Here is a 19644-nt window from a genome sequence, read left to right on the forward strand (position 1 = left end):
TTTAATTCCTGTAGTTGAATATTTTGATGGATGGTTGCTATTGCCCCGATTAGTGTACAGATTGGAGGATTCAATAATTTTTTCGGCAGATGCATATAGGTGTTTTATAAAGGGTATAGCGTTAAAATAGAGTTGGGACAGGGCGTTTTCCGAGATTTTTAATAAGTTTGCAAAATGGAAGTAAAAGATCAGACGACAAATTGTTATCAGCGCATATATATGGAATATGCGCCTATGTTGCTTCGTTTTGCGGGCAAGTTTGTCTCCGGATTCTTTGCAGAGGATATTGTGCATGATGTTTTCCTGAAATTATGGGATAAGCAGGTTTTCCTTCTTCCTGATGACGATTTGAAAAGGATTCTTTTTGTAGCTGTGCGTAATGCCTGCATCGACCATCTGCGTCGTTCTAACATGGAGCAGGAGATACTTGACCACCGTGCTGTACAGCTAAAATTGGAAGAATTGGATTATTTCGAATCGTCCGACGAACTTTTCATGCGGAAAGATTTGTTAGAGCTTCTAATGAAGAAAGTGGCGGAATTACCAGAACGAAGCCAGGAAATATTCCGTCTCTCTTATCTGAAAGGAATGAAAGCTGCTGAGATCGCTGAACAGCTGGGTTTATCTGTCCGTACGGTAGAGAACCAATTGTATCGTTCCTTGCTTTACCTCCGTAAGCACTGTTCTCATTTATTCTTTTATCTTTTTACCTTGATTTAAAAGGGGGCATTTTTTTATTTTAAAAAAAGTTTGTTTTCGTGTGAGTACTTTTCATGTCCCATTCGTTATAAGTTCATAAAGGACTAAGTCACTAAAGACGACGAATTACAGGGGAATAGTATGGAACATGATTATACAGAGTTAGTTATAGGTTACTTGCAAGGTAATCTTTCCAAAGAAGAAACAGACCTTTTTTACGATTGGGTGAATGAGAGTGCCTCCAACAAAGAGACATTCTTTGAAATCAAAGCAATGTATGATGCCGGTCTGTTTTTAGGAAAACCGCTGGATACGGCTTCCAGCTGGCAGCGTTTGCTTAATAAAAAGAAAAATTCACAAACTCGCCGGTTCAATCTTTGGTACCAAATAAGTAGCTATGCAGCGGTGGCCCTGATAGCTGTGGCGATTAGTTCTGTTTTCTTTTTATTTATCCGTGATGACGACAAGACTTTATATTCTAAGTATATAGGAGGTGACGGCCTGGAGGCAGATGTAATAGAGTTACCAGATGGTACACATGTTAGTCTTGGCTCAAAAACGACTTTCCATTATGATAAGAATTTTGAAAAAGATAAACGTATTGTATATCTGGAAGGTGAGGCATATTTTGAAGTCGCCAAACAAAAGAATAAACCTTTTATTGTAAAGACAAAAGAACAGGATATCGAAGCCCTTGGAACCAAGTTCAATGTAATGGCTTATCCAATGGATTCTATGACAATCACTACGTTGCTGGAAGGATCAGTTCGTCTGACAACAATGCATATTGCTAAACAAACGATATTGGAATCCAACCAGCAGTTTGTATATAACCGGAATACAGAATCTGCTATCCTTCGAAAAGTGGATGCCCGGCAATTTGTATCGTGGACTTCCGGTTATTATTATTTTCATGAACAAAGTCTAAAAGCAATTTTAGATCGTCTTAGTCACGTTTATGGTGTAGAGTTTGCTGTAAGTTCTAAGACATTGAATAAGCGTACTTTCACCGGAACTTTCTATCGGGGACAGAGTATTAAAGATATTATGGAAATAATAAATTTATCTATTCCGGTCAAATATAAGATTGACGACCATCATGTGACGATTTCGGAAAGATAAGTTATAAGAGTAGTTAACTTTTAAATTCAATAGTATGAGTGGATAACGTAAGTAATTAAAAAAGAAGGGAAAAAATATCTTGCCGGATATTCTTTTCTAAAGTATGTGATTCAATTAAACTTCCATTGCCGTGGAAAATGTGTTTAATCTTAAAACAATCAAAAGTATGAATTATCAACGTATAGTTGTTTCTGTAAACCTGAAAAGAACTATTAAAATTATGAAGCTAACCGTGTTAATGCTTATTGTTTGTCTATCACAAATGGTAGCAGCAACTTATGCACAAACCACCAAATTGAGTCTTTCTATTAAAAATGAGACACTGGAATATGTACTGAAACAAATAGAAAAACAGTCTGAATTCCTGTTTTTCTATAATCTGGAAGAGATAAACAAAAATGAGAAAATCTCTATTACAAAGAAAAATGCAAATATCCAGGATGTTCTGGATGCTATCGCCACTAAAACAGGTTTGAAATATACCATTAAAGATCGCCATATAGTATTAACGACAGAAATATCATCACCTGTAACAGGCATAATACAACAAAACCGCAAAATAACCGGTACAGTGAATGATACTTTTGGACCGATTGCAGGAGCAAACATTATCCAAAAAGGGACAACCAACGGAACAACTACCGATGTAAACGGTAATTATTCGATCGAGGTTCCGGAAAATGCCGTATTGCAAATATCTTTTATAGGATATATCCAACAAGATATAGCAGTAAAGGGTAAAAGTATAATTGATGTATTATTGAAAGAAGATACACAAGCACTGGAGGAGGTTGTTGTCGTCGGTTATGGCACGATGAAGAAAAAAGACCTGACAGGTGCTGTTGCTTCTGTCAAAATGGATGACGCACCGGTGGGAACTGTTTCGACTATCAGCCATGCCCTGGCCGGAAAAGCTGCCGGTTTGCAGGTGAGCGCTGTAAGTGCACAACCTAGTGGAGGTACAAATTTCCGTATTCGCGGTGCTGCCTCTGTTAATGCAAGTAATGATCCGTTGATTATTATCGATGGTTTTCCCATAAGTACTCCTAATGAGGATAAAATCAAAACAGGAAAATATTCAAGCGGAACAACCGATAATATCCTGGCTTCTATAAATCCGAATGATATCGAGTCTATCGAAGTATTGAAGGATGCAAGCTCTACCGCTATTTATGGTGCACGTGCAGGTAACGGTGTAATCATTATAACTACTAAAAAAGGTAAGACCGGTGCTCCCACTGTTACATATTCAGGAACAGCCAGTGTTCAAACCCTCGCTAATTCTTACGATATGCTGGATGCAAAAGATTTTATGATCCAGTCTAATTGCTATCAATACGAACAATGGATGAAGGATAATAAAATAGGTATTTATGGAGGAAAAAATGAATCGGAAGCCTCTTCTACTTATACCCCACGTTATACAGATGCTCAGATTAGTAATCCAACAAATGATACAAATTGGTTTGATGAAATTACCCGTACAGGTTTTCAGACCCAACATAATATTTCAATTAATGGTGGAACTGATATGACAAAGTATTTAATATCCGGTAACTTCTTCAAGCAAAACGGAGTAGTGAAGAATAATGATATGGAACGTTATACAGGTCGCATGAATCTGGAACAGGTAATCAGCAAATATGTAAAAGTCGGTGTAAATCTGACATTGTCAAGAAATCAGATGAACAATGTCCCATTAGGTTCCGGACAAAATGAAAATGCCAGTATCATGGTGGCTGCAGCTCAGTTTAATCCAATTCTAGGCATTAGAGATGAAAACGGCGAATATATTTTAAATGACGAAGCTGCATTTTTACCGAATCCGGTTTCATTACTTGACATAACAGACAAAACGACCAAGGAAAGATTACTGGCTACTTCTTTTATAGAAGTAAAGCCTATCAAAGATTTGACTTTAAAAGCGAATCTTGGCATTGATCGTAATTATCAGAAACACAAGGTGTATTTGCCTAAAACAACTCTTTATGGAGCTAAAAAAGACGGGCAAGCAGATATTGCCCAGTATGATAAATCAGATTATCTGTTAGAATTAACTGCCAACTATGCAAAACAATTTGGTAATCACAATTTGAATGCACTAGTCGGTTATTCTTTTCAGCGTTTCACTGATGAATCTTTATCAGCAGGAAACAGTCAGTTTCTTATTGACGGTTTCTTATACAATAATCTGGGAGCAGGAGCTTATCCGAAGCCTAGTGTTGGTTCTTCTGCATCCAAAGATGAAATGGCGTCTTTCTTCGGTCGCGTAAATTATTCTTTCAAAGATCGTTACTTACTGACAGCCACATTACGTGCCGATGGGGCTTCCAACTTTGCCCAAAATAACCGTTGGGGTTATTTCCCATCTGTTGCTTTAGGTTGGAGATTTACTGAAGAAGAATTTATGCGTCCGTTAACAAACGTACTATCGAATGGTAAATTACGTCTGAGCTATGGTCAGACCGGTAATTCCAATATTGGTAATAAGGCGATTTCCTATTACAAAACCGGCAATAATAATGAATTTGGAGGAACTGAGTCAGTCGGTGTTTATCTGGACCAAATGGGTAATCCTGACCTGAAATGGGAAACTACTACTGAATGGAATGTCGGTTTGGATTTAGGTTTCTTCAATAACCGTTTGAATGTAACGGCTGAATACTATCATAAAGTCGTATCAGATCTGCTGAGCGAACGCACATTATTATCTTATAATGAAGTAAGCAAAATTGCCGCTAATATAGGTGAAACGCAAAGTCAAGGATTTGAATTGACAATTAATACCAAGAATATTGATACAAAAGATTTTAGTTGGAATTCGGATTTTACATTCTCTTTTTATCGTGATAAATGGAAAACTCGTGATGCGTCATGGAAACCGGCAGCTTATTCACAGTACGATGCACCGATCCGTTACTATTTCGGATACATGTCCGATGGCTTAATCCAGGAAGGAGAAACTGTAGACTGGATGGCAGGCTCAGTACCTGGTCAGGTAAAGATCAAGGATTTGGATGGTTATGTATATAATGAAGACGGTACACTAAAAGTTGATAAATACGGTATTCCGGTAAAAAGTGGTAAACCTGATGGGAAGATTGATGAAGCAGATATGGTTATTTATGGCAGTAAAGATCCTGGATATATGATAGGATTCAACAATACGTTACGTTATAAGAATTTTGATTTCAATATCTATTTCTACGGACAGTTTGCCCTATGGAATATAGGTTCTTATAAAGACTTGTGGTTAACCGGAGCTGATGGTATGACAGGTATTGTAAATATGTACCGGGGGTACAATATGCCTGTTTCATCTAAAGATGTATGGTCTCACGATAATACTTCGGCAACTCGTCCGGGATACTTTCAGGATAAGAGTCCGGTTTCTGCAGGAAGCACAAGTACGGGTAAGATTGGTGACTACTATCTTGAAAAAAGTTGGTTCATCCGTTGCCGTAACATTACTTTAGGATATACGATACCGATGAAACAGTCAAAGAAAGTTTTATCTAATATCCGTGTGTATGCAGATATCAATAATCCGTTCACAATTACTCCCTACAAAGGGCTTGACCTGGAAACAGACAATTCCGTATGGGCTTATCCGAACGTTAGGAGTTTCAGCCTTGGATTAGATATAACATTTTAATTAAAATCTAAATTGAGTATAATATGAACAAGTTACTATATATATTATCCTTGTCGTTGACAACAACCGCATTTTTACCCTCTTGTACAAATCTGGAATCAGAAATGTATGATGTGATTAATCCGAATATCTTCCCCGTTAACGAAAATGATGCCAATGCATTAGTTACAGCTGCCGCTTACGCCCCCTTTCGTTCAAGTTGGTATAGCGGTCTTTTCACAGCAGCTAACGGTGGCATTCATGTTATTGGAGAAATGACGACTGATATAGGTTATTGTCAGTGGAATGATGTTTACTGGCCTGATTTATTGGAAGTAAATTTTACTCCATCATCCGACTGCCCAACAAAAATCTATAAAGATTATATCAACTATATTGGGAAAATGACATTAGCTCTAGATCGTATATCAAATATCGAAATGAAAGATGAAGCTAAAAAACGATTAGAGGCTGAAGTCCTCTGTGGTCGGGGATGGTTAGCTTATATATTATACGATTTTTATGGTCCCATTCAGATACCGACATTGGAACAGTTGAATAATCCGTTAGGGGAAATAATTATATCCCGCGTATCCAAAGAAGATATGGTCGCATTCATTGAGAATGATCTGAAAGCAGCGATAGAGGTGTTACCTGCAACTTACAAATCATCTGATAGCAACTACGGACGTTTTACCAGAGGTCTGGCTTATACAGTATTAATGAAACTGTATATGCATGAAAATAACTGGGCAAAAGCAGAAGAATGCGGACGGGAATTGATGAAACCGGAATATGGATATGGACTGATGAATAATTACAAGGATATTTTCACTTTGGAAAATGAAGGAAATATTGAAACGATCTGGGCTGCGATCTGTAGCAGCAGTGTAAATCAGCAACTTTGGCAGGCTCATGTTCTCTCCAGTCAGTATCCGACAAAGAATGAAAGCATCCAGAAATGGGGTGGTTATCGCGTTTTATGGGACTTTTATGAAACATTCGATAAAAACGATAAACGATTAGAAGTGTTGGTCGGTGAATTTGTTGGGACAGATGGTAAACTTTATAATAAAGAAAATCCGGGTACTGTATTACAAACAGGAGCGATGCCGGTTAAATACGGAGAAGACCCTGCAGCAACCGGTGAAGAAAGCCAGATAGACTGGATCGTATATCGTTATGCAGATGTAATTACTTTATTATCGGAGGCTATTGTCCGTAATAGTAATGCTGTGACGCAAGAAGCTGTCAGCTTATTAAATATGGTACGTTCGCGTGCTGGTATTTCTACCTATAATCTCTCCGATATCAAAGGTGTCGATGATTTTCTGGAAAAAGTACTGGAAGAACGTGGTCATGAACTATGGTTTGAAGGTGCCCGCCGTACAGACTTGATCCGTCATGGTAAATACATTGAATACGCCCGTAAATACAGAGGATCTGTAACCGCTCAGGATTACATGAACCTGATGCCGTTACCCCAGTCCATTATTAATGAAAGTAAGGGTACTGTTATCCAGAATCCGGGTTATTGATAGTACGCTTATCAGTAACTATTGATTCTATAAGATCTTTGTGCAGTATTGTTAGAAATCAATAATACTGCATAAAGATTTTTTTATTTTATCATAGTAAATATTGTTCACATACGCTGAATACCTCTCTTTTTCGTTATGATACACAAATATTCTTTCATAATAATTTTTATTCTGCAAAATCGGAAAAGGACTATATTCCAACCGTAAAATGTATCTTTGTAGAAGTATTCGAATAAAACTTTTAATAATAACGCTATGCATTCAAGGAAAACACTTCTTCTATTTTTTCTGGCAGCATTTTTTACATTATCATGCTGGGCAGAAAGTAAATACGAATCAAAAATCACATCCTTAAAAGGTGAAAAATGGTGGGGAGGCATAGTTGCCCTCGGGTCCCAGATGCCTTTTAAAGACGATATCCGCTTATTCGATCTTGCTTCTGAAAATCTGAATAATCAGAATGTTCCTCTTCTTTTATCTTCTGAAGGAAGATATATCTGGAGTAACAAGCCTTTCTCTTTCAAACTAGAGAATGGAAATCTGCAAATCTTTTCAGATTATGAAAGCCTGGAACCGATATTGGCTGGAAATACGTTGAAAGATGCTTATATGGCAGCCTCTACAAAACATTTTCCTCCTTCCGGACAGTTACCGGATTCATTATTTTTTTCCATGCCTCAATACAATACCTGGATTGAACTGATGTACAATCAGAATCAGGAAGATATATTGAAATATGCTGATAACATAATGAAGAATAATTTTCCGGTCGGTGTTTTCATGGTAGACGACAACTGGCAGAAATATTACGGTAATTTTGATTTCAAACCGGAGCGTTTCCCCGATCCGAAAGGAATGATCGATCGGTTACATAAAGACGGATTCCGCATCATGCTATGGATTTGTCCGTTTGTAAGCCCTGACAGTCCTGAGTTCAGGGAATTACAACAAAAAGGCTATTTGATCAAAAAGAAAGGGACTAAACAAGCTGCAATTATCCCCTGGTGGAACGGTTATAGTGCTTGTTATGATTTAAGTAATCCTGCTGCCGCGGAGCATTTGAAAAAACAATTGCGCAATATGCAGGAACAATATGGAGTAGACGGATTTAAGTTTGATGCCGGTGACATCGGTCATTATAATGATCCGACTTTAGAATTCTATGACAAGGCTGCAACCTCCGTGGATATGTGTGAATACTGGGCCAAAATCGGGTTGGACTTTCCGTTCAATGAATACCGTGCCGGTTGGAAAATGGGTGGACAGGCTTTAGTACAACGTCTGGGAGATAAGGATTATTCCTGGAATGCAGTAGGACTCCTGATTCCTGATATGATTGCTGCCGGATTATTAGGGTACGCTTATGCTTGCCCTGACATGATCGGCGGAGGCCAGTTCGGTTCTTTCCTGGGAGTAGACCAGACAAAGCTGGACCAGGAGTTGATTGTTCGTTCCTGTCAGGTACATACACTGATGCCGATGATGCAGTTCTCCGTTGCGCCCTGGCGTATCCTGGATGAAAAACACCTGGCTATTTGCCGTGATTACGCTCATTTGCATGAGAAAATGGGTGGTTACATTTTGGAACAGGCTCGTCATTCTGCAGAGACCGGTGAACCAATTCTCCGCCATATGGAATATGCTTTCCCACATCAGGGATTTATCGACTGCAAAGATCAGTTCATGCTGGGTGATAAATATTTAGTAGCTCCCATCGTGACAAAAGGACATAAACGCAAAGTAATGTTGCCCAAAGGGCAATGGAAAGACGATACCGGTAAAAAGTTCCGTGGCCCTAAAACGATAGAGATAGAAGTTCCGCTGGAAAGGTTACCCTGGTTTGAAAAGATTAAATAAAAACAGATCCCCGAGAATTAATATAGTTCCCGGGGATTTTTCTCAAAATATATTTCTAGTTAAATACTTCTTTGAATATACGTTTTACAGTCGAAATACAATCACCCTCCGGTTCGGATGAATAAGAATCCGTCAATTTTGTCCAGGGTTCTTCCAATGCGTAGAAATCGATTGCAGTCGGCTTTTTGCCATCCAGTAATTCGTTCTGATAGTCGAACCATGTTTTCCATCTCATGTAATAGAAGTCTTTCAGGATACCGTTCCATCCTTTATGGGCATAATCACGCAAACCGCCTTTATCGGCAGCATTGCGGTTCCCCCAAGTCGTGATCTGTACACGGGCATTCCATTCATACAGGTCTTTTTCTTCCGGGGTATTTCCGAGAGAGCGGGCCCGGGCGATCCAATTTCCGACTTTAAATTCTGGACGGGTTCCCAGCAACTCATCCTGTAACAGGAGAAGTTGCAGAAAACGGTTGGCAGCTGTATTGTAAAGCTGTTTATCACCGGAGGCAAAGGAGGCTTCCACTACTTTTTCCACCAAACGACCTTTTTCGGCAATGGCCTGGCGGACGATGTCTACCAGATCGTATTCAAAATTATTATTACCTGTAAACTGGTCAGCTACGGAAACCATCATGGCTGCGGCACGAATAACGTCATCCGGATTGTAATAGTCACTCATTTCAGACCAACTCGATACCAGATAAGGATGATCGGAAGGGCGGGCACAGAAAATAGATTCGTGAGTACCCTGTTGCGTATTTTCCGGCGGACAATTATAAATGGAATTGCTTAGGAGAATCCAGGCCTCCTGCACGGTTGGGTTCGCTTTTCCGTAACGGGCTACCGTGTAGTTTTTAAGCCACTCATTTTTATCGAAATGTACCGGGCGCCAGGGGAGTTCCGTCAACAGTTCGAACATGACCGGATTATTTTCGCTTCCTTCCATTGTCATTCCTACACCACGCAATGTTTTGCCGAAAGAGCTTTCTTTGGCTTTATAGTATTCGTCGATCACGTGCGCCATCTTGCCGTGCAGACCTACATTGCCGCCGTAGTTCAGCAACATGCAATAAATCCAGTCGTGCTGGCCGAAACCGTCTTTGCGATGCCAGGTAGATTCGGGATCACCCCATTGCGGGCGGCTTTCGGAAAACAGGTCGAGAACAATCATATCGTCGGCTTTCAGATTCTCAATCATTTGAGAGCGTGGATTTGCCTGCCAAGCTTGTGCCACCCATACGGCTTTCGGATTGTTTTTCTTCATAGCCTGCATAATTGCTTTTCCCGCGGCATCCAAGTCTACTCCGGCTACGCTTCCACCTTCATGGAAGGGATCCATGCTGTAGAAGTTAGCTTTGCCGTAGAGTTTGTTCAGCTCTTTATAATACAGGGAGGCTATTTCCTGGAAGCGGGGATCTGTCGGTTGCAGGAATGCAGGGCGGTGGTAACCACACCATAGTCCGGGGTCGGAAACATTCAGTCCCAGTTTTTCTTTTGCATTGTGAGGAACCATTCCCGAATAACCGGGGAAGACGGGTTCAATGCCGTATTCGCGCATCCGTTTTACAATACGCTGTTGCAGGGTGATCTGCTGTTTGTACCAGCTGTCGGGATTCGGTCCACCCCAGCCTTCCAGATTATTCATCAGCCACCAGGCCTGAAAACCGGGGCCGGCAATAAACTCGTTGATTTCGTCTTTATTGTATCCTAACTTTTTAAGTACATTATACCAGACGCCGTCCGTCCCGACCATGGCAAGCGGCAGGTTGATTCCATGCAGAGCCATCCAGTCGATTTCCTTTTCCCAACGTTCCCAATCCCAGAAAGCCATGGTATATGAATAGGTGCAATAATTGAAATCGTAGCGATATTTCATATCTGTTTCATGACGTTCCTTTCGGACGACAGCTGGTAAAACTTCCGGAAGCTTGGCTTGCATGCCATTCCAGGAAAGATGGATTCCGGCATGATATTTCAGATACCAGTTTAATCCTACCGCTATATTTACCGGGTTATTTCCACGGATGACGACTTTGTTTCCTTTCTGATCCAGTTCGAAAAAATCGACCGGGGATTTGATCTGTTCGATAATGAATTTACCGGAAGCTCCTTTGTCAATGCGTTCCAACAAAGCCTCGACGGGTGATGCAGCTTTGGCTATCACCGCGATGAATAGTAAACATAAGAGATGAATTATTTTCATAGAATTAATCTTATTTGATAGTGATGATTAACGTAGCTTTTTGCCCTTTCAATAATGACTCCGGTAATCCTTTGATCTGGCCATCTACAATAACAGTTCCTTCTTTTTGAACTTTTTCAAAGGCTTCCTTATTTAAAGGTTCCCATTCCACAAATTGTTGAGTTGTAGTACCGTCATTATAATGTACATTGACAAACGAAGGTGTATATAACAATTCGCGGGTAATGTGCCCGTCAATATTCCGTAAAGTAGCTTTCCCTTCGGCAACTTGTAAACAGGCAGGTTCGATAGAGGTAATGCACAAATCATTCTCCGGAATGCTCTTGTATCCTTCCGGTATTTTTTTGTACATACGAATGTAGTCGATATCAAAACTTTTAGGATAGGGAATGGTTGGATCATAAGTACCTGTCCAACCATCTTTGGCTTTCCGGTTATCATAAAAAGAAATGATTTGGATGAGCGGATAGGTAATCGCTGCTTTATGTTTCATAACCTGTATGCCATCGACATAAACAGTGACACCTTCCGGTGTCCAGTCGAAGCCATATATATGGAATTCTTCTGCCAATTTTTTATTGGCAAACCACGGATGTTCCGTATGATATTGAATGGTAGAATCTTTCCAGCTATGTACTGTTGCCCAAATGCGATTGACATCAGTTCCCAGTATTTCGAATATATCGATTTCACAACTTTGATTCGGATCGTCTTCGAAACCGATGAGCCACCAGGCACAATGAACACCTCCGCCATCCTGCATCTTGGCACGCATTTCGTAATATCCGTACTGATTGATCTGAGTTGCTTCGGTTTTTATCTGGTGAAGTGCTTTTTTCTTTGGGTCATAATGATGCAGCCCGGTACGACTGGCACTCATGAAACCGGAAATATACATACCGTTATCAAATTCATTCTTTGAGTTCTTGTCAATGATAAGTCTGATAATACCATTCTTCATTTCATAAGTCGGGGTACAAACGGATCTGTCTTTAGGCCATGACGGCAAATACTCCGGAATCCATTTATCGGTATTAATTTCTTTACCATCAAATTCATCATGGAAAATTAAGCGGTATCCTTCTTTTTCCAACGGGTTGGGAGGATAGTCCTGAGCATTGGAAGGTAGTATATTACTTATAAAAAGTAAACCGGAGAGAAATGTGTAAAACAAGTGTTTCATGATATTTAGTTTTATTAGAGAAAAAAGGCCGCAGTTAAAAGCGGCCTTTTCTTAAAAATGCAAATATAGTTTTTTTATTTGGAGGAACGAATTAATATCCGGGGTTCTGGATAATAATTCCTTTCCCCTCGTTGATGACAGCCTGTGGCAACGGGAAGAGAACAAATTCGGGTTTCGTCGTCGTTGAACCACGGTCGATCGCGTTCTGGATGAATTTACCATGTCGAATCAGGTCTGCACGGCGATTTCCTTCCCACCAAAATTCGTGACCGCGTTCCTGAAGCATCTTATCCAGAAAATCATCGACGCCTTTTATGTCTCCCATAGTATATGGAGACAATTTAGCTCGTACACGTATTTGATTTAACAAATCGACAGCTTCTTGTGTTACCGAATTTCCCTGGCGGACGATTGCTTCTGAAAGCAAAGTCAGCACATCTGCGTAGCGATAAACGATCCAATCGATCTGGCTGCCATCACCTGTTGATTCCGGATCTTCGCCATATTTCACAGGAACCGCGCCTGAATAGGTATTACCATGTTTTATAATATCAGATTCTTCATTGAATAATACGCCGTCGTTACCCATATATTCGCCAACCAATACGGATAGACGATCATCGTTCTTGTCAAATGTGCGATAGAAAGGCCAGGGAACCTTGAAGCCGTCCCAACGCTGGATAGAATTGTTCTTACAGGGATAGTTGCCCGGCAGGCAATGGTCGTGCCATAATTCCAGTTGGGTACCTCTTTCTTCGGTGCAGGCAAAGATGATTTCTTTATTCTGTTCGTTTTCCAGGGTGAAAATAGACTGGTAGGAATCCATTAATCCGTATCCGTAGTCGGCTTTCATCAACTCACGACCACATTCAACAGCTTTTGCCCAGTTCTTTTCGTGCATGTAGAATTTCATCAGGACTGTATATGCTAGACCTTTATCAAAACGTCCGAATGCAGAAGCGCGGGTAGGAAGGCCTTCCAGTGCTGATTTTAATTCTGTTTCGATAAATGTTGTCATTTCTTCCTGGCTTGCCCGGGGAATGATCTCTTCTGCCAACGGGTTATTTAGCTGTTCAAGTGTAGGTATTGGCATGGGACCATAGAAATCATATAAGAGGAAGGCTAGCCAACCACGTCCCATATGGATTTCGGCATTCATACGTGCTTTCACATTATCTGCCATTTCCACACCGGAAATGCGTTCAAGCGTCAATGTCATTGTCCCCAGATATTTGGCATAATTGGTGTAGTTTATTGTCGAATACTGGTGATTGGGTGTCCAGTTGTGACTGGTCAAAGGAATCCATGCATCATTCACCCAACAACAAACAGCCAGATCGGTCGACATATCTCCGATAATCTGTACACCGGTTGCCACGTTGAAGATACCACTATAGTTATCGCAACGAAAAGGGGCGTAAACTCCGCCTGTGATCAATGCTTCCGCATCTTTCTCTGTTTTTGGGAAAAATCCGGGGTTGATGGCATCATATCTTTCCGGCTCCAGATCAGTACATGAGATTAATGTACAGCAGCAGCACATTAATGTATATAATAATTTCTTCATGATCTTATATCTTCTTTTATTGATTAATAAATTAGAATGTAATATCCAAACCAAAGCTGTAAGTACGGACATTCGGATAAGCCCATTGCAGACTTGAAGGAGTACTTTCTGAACTTGAAATGTCAGTTTCCGGGTCAAGTCCTGTATACGGCGTGATAACAAACGGGTTGTTCACATCAAAATATACGCGGACATTAGATAAGATGTGCTTGCTGGTCTTGATCGGTATATTATAGCCTAACGTAATATTGCGACAACGGATAAACCAGGTCTTTTCGTAATAATAATCCCCCGTTCCGTAAGCGCTTTCAGTTTGGAAATAACCAGGCAATGTGCCGTTAGGATTCGTTGAACTCCAAATATCGCCTACTGAAACCGGTTGGTTGTAACCACGGCGTAAGTCATTGACGTTATTACTAATCCAGGTTTTCTTATAGCTACCGGCTGATAATTTATCAAATTGTCCGTAGAAATAAACATTCAGATCAAAGTTTTTATAACGAAATGTATTGTTAAAACCAAACAGATACCCAGGGTCGGCAGAACCATAAATCACTTTATCAGCATCATCCAGTTTGCCGTCAGGTTTACCGGTCTTCATTGGAATACCGTGTTCATCAACTTTAATCGAACCGTCTTCATTGTAAACATATCCGTTGATATCTTTAATTTTTACTTGTCCGGGAAGAGCTCCTGGCATGTGGTCGATCTTTTCACCCGGTTGTACCAGGCCATCTGACAGATAACCGGCATAAGAACGGATATAACCGTTGTATTCGCTGTATGCACTCGGCTTCCAGTTCGGATCGCGTTCTTTCCATTTGTCCCGGTATAAAGAGAATGTCAGATCGGAAGTCCATTCAAAATTATTGTTACGGATATTGGTAGTATTGAGTGTAAATTCAAAACCCTGGCTTTGAGTTTTACCTACGTTAGCTATAATTTTATTCACTTCGTTGTAAGATAACAGAGTCCGTTCGTTTAACAGGTCTGATATTACTTTGTGGAAATATTCAGCTGTTACATTAATACGACCGTTCAGAAAACCTAAATCCAGACCAAGGTTCCATTCACGTGTCGTTTCCCAGGTAAGTTCATTGTTACCCATCTGATCCAGGTAAACACCATTAACTGCACTACCGCCAAAGAAATTATTATTACCCACTTTATAGTAGCTATATGCTTTGTCACCCACATTGGCATTACCTGTTTCACCATAGCTCAAACGTAATTTACCGTTTGATAAGATATTTGTCAAAGACTTCAGGAATTCTTCTTCCGTAAATCTCCATCCGGCAGCAACAGAAGGAAAATACCCCCAGCGGTTTCCGTCTGCAAAGTTAGAGGAACCATCCGCACGAAGAGTGGCAGTCAATAAATAACGATCTTTGAATGAATAGTTCACGCGACCAAAAAATGAGGCCATGCGTGATTTTGTTGCACTTGAACCTACAGTCGGACGTTTTGCATTGCCTGCTCCCAGATTATTATATAAGAAACCATCTGTAATGAAGTCATTGCTCTTTCCTGACAGAAATTCATAATCAAACAACTGGTAAGAATGACCAACCAATGCATTTAAATTATGATCACCAAATTGTTTAGTATAGTTAGCTGTTAATTCCATCAGATAGTCTGAGTTATCAGCCTGTGCTATATAACCCGAACCATTTTCTCTTGCTCCATACAACGTTGTTGTAGGCATGTATTGTTTACGTTTCTGATAGTTACGGTCGATACCGAAATTAGCTTTCAACAATAAATCCTGAATCGGACGAACTTCAAAGAAAACCGTACCTAGTAATCTTTCTTTAGTTGTCTTATCTGTAATATCCAATAAAGAAACTGGGTTGGGAAGGAAAGAGGCGTCCTGATTCATTGAGTATTCACCGTTTTCATCGCGTACAGGCAATGTTGGATTAAACTGAGCGGCCGAAACCAGGATACCTGCATTTTCATTCTGCCCATTTCCCAGAGGAATATTATCATATTGGTTACGGGATACATTCAGGTTTACTCCCATCTTTACATATTTACTCAGTTTCTGATCCAGATTTACACGTGCAGAATAACGCTCCATGGCATTATTTTTAATTACACCGTCTTGTTTGAAATAGTTACCGGAAACCAGATATTTCGTATTCTCATTACCGCCGGTAATGGATAAATTATGTGAAGTTTGGAATCCCAATCGGGAGATTTCGTCAAACCAATTTGTGTTATATGCAGGATTGGCAATTTGTTCAGCAGTATAATCCGGAACAAAAGGTGAAGCCACTTCTGATTCGGATTTACCACCATAAATGCCCACGCCATTCGTACGCAGCCAAAGCTCTTTTCTGTAATCGTTTGTCGCTTGCATAAAGCCTGAAGCATCCAACATTTCATAAGACTTTGAAATATCCTGAACAGATGCAGAACCGGAATACTGTACTTTTGCCGCACCACTTTTACCTCGTTTCGTCGTTACGATAATCACACCGTTACCGGCACGTGCACCATAAATAGCAGTAGAACTTGCATCCTTCAGTACTTCGATAGATTCTATATCGTTCGGGTTAATTGAAGACAGGATATTATCCTTATTTCCATCCTTATATTGGTTTCCGCTGTCCAATGATCCCGGATCGCTCACTGGAAAACCATCGATAATGATCAGCGGATCATTCCCAGCCTTGTCTGAAGAGGCAGCACCGCGGATACGGAAAGTAGACTGACCTCCCGGCTGTGCACTGATCGTACTTACCTGCAAACCGGCAGCCTTACCAGCTAGCGCATGACTGATGGTTGAAACCGTACCGACGGGGGCATCGTCCATTTTAACAGAAGCAACAGCGCCAGTCAGGTCTTTCTTCTTCATCGTACCGTAACCGACAACGACAACTTCTTCCAGCGCCTGTGAATCTTCTTTCAATGTTACATTAATAACACTCTGTCCTTTTACGGCAATATCCTGTGAAATATAGCCGATAAAAGAAATCTGCAATGTTGCATTGGCTGGTACTTCGATAGAGAATTTACCGTCGAGATCGGTAGTCGTGCCATTGGTTGTTCCTTTCTGAATCACATTGGCTCCGGCAACCGGTCCCATAAGATCACTGACAACACCTGTTACCTTCTGTGATTGTTGTGAAATAGCAGCATTTGAAACATGTTCTGTAGTCAGCACAATGTGACGGTCTTTGATCGTATATCTCAGGCCTGTTTTGGTGGCAATGGCATCCAAAACGTCCTGGATATTGGCATTCTTTTTTCTGATCGAGATCTTTTCATTTTTATTGACCTCTTCCAGATTATAGAAAAACAAGAACTCTGATTGTTTTTCTATTTGTTTTAACACATTTTCTAATGTCTCCTCTTTGGCGGAAACATTTAGTTTTGTTGTTTGCGCATAAGTTGCGGCGACCATTTGCGACAAGCAAACGGTTAGCATTAACACGGTTAATTTCATAATTTTTATAGTTCTTTTCAGATTTACAGAAACAACTATACGTTGATTATTCATACTTTTGAATGTTTTAAGATTAAACATAATCCCACGGCAATGGGAGTTTAATTGAATCACACGTTTTAGAAGAGAGAATCCGGCAAGATTTTCTCTTCTTTTCTTTTTTACCTCTTTACTCGCTCATATTAATACATTTTTAAGATTAGCTATTATTTATATTTCAGAAACGGTTATATGACGGTCGTCAATCCTATATTTGATTGGAATAGAAAGATTGACGATTTCCATGATATCTTTTATACTTTGTCCCCGGTAAAAAGTTCCGGTAAAAGTTCGTTTGTTCAGAGCTTCGGACGTGACGGTAAATTGTACTCCATAAACATGACTTAGCCGGTAAAGTATGGCTTCCAGGCTTTGTTCCGGAAAATAATAATAACCGGTAGTCCAGGATGTGAACTGTTTGGCATCCACATTCCTGACATCACCAGCATGTGTATTCCGGTTGTAAATAAACTGCTGATTAGGTTTCAGTATGGTTTGATGTAGAATATTCTCTGTCTTCAGACGAACGGCTCCTTCCAGCAGGGTTGTAGTGAGCAGTGAGTCGGAAGCGTAAGCTGTAACATTGAATTTTGTTCCCAGGGCTTCGATATTCTGTTCCTTTGTCTTTACGATAAAGGGTTTGTCTTTATCTTTTGCTACTTCAAAATAAGCTTCACCTTCCAGGTAGACGGTTCTCTCTTTTCGACCATAATCATTTTCATAATGAAAGACAGTCTTCGATCCCAGACAAACCTGTGTTCCATCCGGTAATTCGACGACATCAGCATCCAAACCGTCCCCACCGATATATCGGGTCGCTATTTTGTCTTCATCCTTATTGAAAGTCAGAAATAAAGAGGTAAGACATACTGTTATAAAAGAGACTGCTGCATAATTACCCAATTGCAGCCATCTGCTTTTCTTACGTGGATAAAACACCTTTCTCTTCTTCAGAAGGCGATCCCAACTTCCTTCCATATCATTCTGCATTCTATTGGTATAGCAGGCATCATAGACCGCTTTGATTTCAAAGAATACCTTTTTATTTTCGACATTCTCATTCACCCAGGTGTAAAAATCATTTATATCCTGTGTATCCAGTTGCCCTTGCAGATATTTTATGACCAATTCAGATCGTCCGTCTTCCATATAATTTCTCTGTTAGATATAAAGTGACTTAGTCCTTTATGAACTAAGTAATTCTTCAAATCTCGGAAACAGTCAAAAGAACCACGCAAAATGAAAACTTCAACTCTTTTACTTCTGCTATTTTTGCTCATACTTAATCTAATAAACAGAAAAATATGAAACGTTATGGAAGTGTTATCGGCGTAAAGCCTGAAAAACTGGAGGAATATAAGAAATTGCATGCTGCTGTATGGCCGGCGGTGCTGGCTATGATCAGTGAGTGTAATATCCGCAATTACTCCATTTATTACAAAGACGGAATGCTGTATAGTTATTATGAATATATCGGAAATGATTATGAAAAGGATATGCAGCGAATGGCTGCCGATCCGACCACACAGGAATGGTGGAAGCTCACCGACCCTTGCCAGCAACCGGTAGAGAACCGTGCTCCCGGCGAATGGTGGGCTGCTATGGAAGAGGTTTTCCATACAGACTGAATAGCATATAAATAGAATAGGCTTTAAATATTATTGAACATGAACGACATTATTATTAAACTTGGCGAATGCGTGGAATTCGGCAAGATCAGTCTTGCATCGCCCTATCCACCGGCAATGAAAGGACAACCGGGTGCTGACGAATTGACCCGGGCAGCATTGGAGAACGGCTTATCTCCTCAATCCGTACTGAATGACGCCCTGATCCCGGCAATGAACCGGGTTGGCAATAAGTTTACGGAAGGGAAGATATTCGTACCTCAAATGTTGTTATCGGCTAAAGCGATGAACAGTGCCATGAAGCACCTGAAACCTTTTTTTCAGAATGGCGAGATCAAACGGAAAGGTGTATTTGTTATCGGTACCGTTATGGGGGACTTGCACGATATCGGCAAGAACCTGACAGGCATGATGGTGGAAGGCTCCGGTTGGGAAGTGATCGACCTGGGGACGGATGTGCCGGCCGAGAAATATATCCAGGCATTGGACGAACATCCCGGAGCTGTCTGCGGTATGTCTGCCTTGCTGACTACTACCATGAGTAATATGCAACCGATGATCGCCACTATACGTGCAAAATATCCCGAAACTAAAGTGGTTGTCGGTGGCGCACCGTTGAATGCGGAATTTGCTCAAAAGATCGGGGCGGATGCTTATGCCCGTGATCCGCAGGATAATATCAACTGGTTGGAATCAATCGTAGCCTGATAGCGT

General features: G+C 40.5%; 12 protein-coding genes. 7 read left to right on the forward strand and 5 right to left on the reverse strand.

Going from position 1 to position 19644, the window contains the following annotated elements:
- Positions 1-174 precede the first annotated feature (174 nt).
- The 5 genes from K6V26_RS24135 (at position 175) to K6V26_RS24155 (ending at position 8853) form a co-directional block, all read left to right on the forward strand.
- Entirely contained in the window at positions 175-720 is a 546-nt protein-coding gene (locus K6V26_RS24135) for an RNA polymerase sigma-70 factor (protein WP_009860118.1), read from the forward strand.
- 120 nt (positions 721-840) lie between these two features.
- Positions 841-1821: a FecR family protein gene (locus tag K6V26_RS24140; protein ID WP_224264101.1), complete on the forward strand. Its 981-nt coding sequence runs from the start codon at positions 841-843 to the stop codon at positions 1819-1821.
- A gap of 166 nt (positions 1822-1987) precedes the next feature.
- The gene (locus K6V26_RS24145; protein WP_224264102.1) at positions 1988-5476 is read left to right on the forward strand and encodes a TonB-dependent receptor; all 3489 of its coding nucleotides are present in this window, start codon (positions 1988-1990) and stop codon (positions 5474-5476) included.
- A gap of 23 nt (positions 5477-5499) precedes the next feature.
- Positions 5500-6993, forward strand: a complete 1494-nt coding sequence (locus K6V26_RS24150) for a RagB/SusD family nutrient uptake outer membrane protein (protein WP_122326966.1) — start codon at positions 5500-5502, stop codon at positions 6991-6993.
- 258 nt (positions 6994-7251) lie between these two features.
- The gene (locus tag K6V26_RS24155) at positions 7252-8853 is read left to right on the forward strand and encodes a glycoside hydrolase family 31 protein (RefSeq protein WP_010800951.1); all 1602 of its coding nucleotides are present in this window, start codon (positions 7252-7254) and stop codon (positions 8851-8853) included.
- 55 nt (positions 8854-8908) lie between these two features.
- On the opposite strand, the gene K6V26_RS24160 is transcribed toward K6V26_RS24155, so the two are convergent.
- The 5 genes from K6V26_RS24160 to K6V26_RS24180 all read right to left on the reverse strand — a co-directional run bounded on the left by K6V26_RS24160 (position 8909) and on the right by K6V26_RS24180 (position 18451).
- Positions 8909-11062 carry an alpha-N-acetylglucosaminidase gene (locus K6V26_RS24160; RefSeq protein ID WP_224264103.1) on the reverse strand — a complete coding sequence of 718 codons (2154 nt, stop codon included), beginning with the start codon at positions 11060-11062 and terminating at the stop codon, positions 8909-8911.
- A 10-nt stretch (positions 11063-11072) separates the two neighbouring features.
- Positions 11073-12245 (reverse strand): family 16 glycosylhydrolase, encoded by a 1173-nt coding sequence (locus K6V26_RS24165; RefSeq protein ID WP_195584574.1) that lies wholly within the window; start codon positions 12243-12245, stop codon positions 11073-11075.
- A 91-nt stretch (positions 12246-12336) separates the two neighbouring features.
- Positions 12337-13812: a RagB/SusD family nutrient uptake outer membrane protein gene (locus tag K6V26_RS24170; protein WP_224264104.1), complete on the reverse strand. Its 1476-nt coding sequence runs from the start codon at positions 13810-13812 to the stop codon at positions 12337-12339.
- A gap of 31 nt (positions 13813-13843) precedes the next feature.
- Positions 13844-17317 carry a TonB-dependent receptor gene (locus K6V26_RS24175; protein ID WP_129698014.1) on the reverse strand — a complete coding sequence of 1158 codons (3474 nt, stop codon included), beginning with the start codon at positions 17315-17317 and terminating at the stop codon, positions 13844-13846.
- 156 nt (positions 17318-17473) lie between these two features.
- Positions 17474-18451, reverse strand: coding sequence for a FecR family protein (locus K6V26_RS24180; protein ID WP_195437415.1), 978 nt, complete (start codon positions 18449-18451; stop codon positions 17474-17476).
- Positions 18452-18606: 155 nt separating this feature from the next.
- On the opposite strand from K6V26_RS24180, the gene K6V26_RS24185 reads away from it, so the two are divergent.
- Entirely contained in the window at positions 18607-18930 is a 324-nt protein-coding gene (locus K6V26_RS24185) for an L-rhamnose mutarotase (RefSeq protein WP_009860107.1), read from the forward strand.
- A gap of 39 nt (positions 18931-18969) precedes the next feature.
- The gene (locus K6V26_RS24190) at positions 18970-19638 is read left to right on the forward strand and encodes a cobalamin B12-binding domain-containing protein (protein ID WP_224264105.1); all 669 of its coding nucleotides are present in this window, start codon (positions 18970-18972) and stop codon (positions 19636-19638) included.
- Positions 19639-19644 lie beyond the last annotated feature (6 nt).

It is taken from the genome of Parabacteroides goldsteinii, assembly GCF_020091425.1.
GTDB lineage: Bacteria > Bacteroidota > Bacteroidia > Bacteroidales > Tannerellaceae > Parabacteroides > Parabacteroides goldsteinii.

What these genes read in the sequence shown, in the direction of transcription:
- K6V26_RS24135 (WP_009860118.1), top strand. Translation starts at nt 175, where the DNA reads ATGGAAGTAAAAGATCAGACGACAAATTGTTATCAGCGCATATATATG.
- K6V26_RS24140 (WP_224264101.1), top strand. Translation starts at nt 841, where the DNA reads ATGGAACATGATTATACAGAGTTAGTTATAGGTTACTTGCAAGGTAAT.
- K6V26_RS24145 (WP_224264102.1), top strand. Translation starts at nt 1,988, where the DNA reads ATGAATTATCAACGTATAGTTGTTTCTGTAAACCTGAAAAGAACTATT.
- K6V26_RS24150 (WP_122326966.1), top strand. Translation starts at nt 5,500, where the DNA reads ATGAACAAGTTACTATATATATTATCCTTGTCGTTGACAACAACCGCA.
- K6V26_RS24155 (WP_010800951.1), top strand. Translation starts at nt 7,252, where the DNA reads ATGCATTCAAGGAAAACACTTCTTCTATTTTTTCTGGCAGCATTTTTT.
- K6V26_RS24160 (WP_224264103.1), bottom strand. Translation starts at nt 11,062, where the DNA reads ATGAAAATAATTCATCTCTTATGTTTACTATTCATCGCGGTGATAGCC.
- K6V26_RS24165 (WP_195584574.1), bottom strand. Translation starts at nt 12,245, where the DNA reads ATGAAACACTTGTTTTACACATTTCTCTCCGGTTTACTTTTTATAAGT.
- K6V26_RS24170 (WP_224264104.1), bottom strand. Translation starts at nt 13,812, where the DNA reads ATGAAGAAATTATTATATACATTAATGTGCTGCTGCTGTACATTAATC.
- K6V26_RS24175 (WP_129698014.1), bottom strand. Translation starts at nt 17,317, where the DNA reads ATGAATAATCAACGTATAGTTGTTTCTGTAAATCTGAAAAGAACTATA.
- K6V26_RS24180 (WP_195437415.1), bottom strand. Translation starts at nt 18,451, where the DNA reads ATGGAAGACGGACGATCTGAATTGGTCATAAAATATCTGCAAGGGCAA.
- K6V26_RS24185 (WP_009860107.1), top strand. Translation starts at nt 18,607, where the DNA reads ATGAAACGTTATGGAAGTGTTATCGGCGTAAAGCCTGAAAAACTGGAG.
- K6V26_RS24190 (WP_224264105.1), top strand. Translation starts at nt 18,970, where the DNA reads ATGAACGACATTATTATTAAACTTGGCGAATGCGTGGAATTCGGCAAG.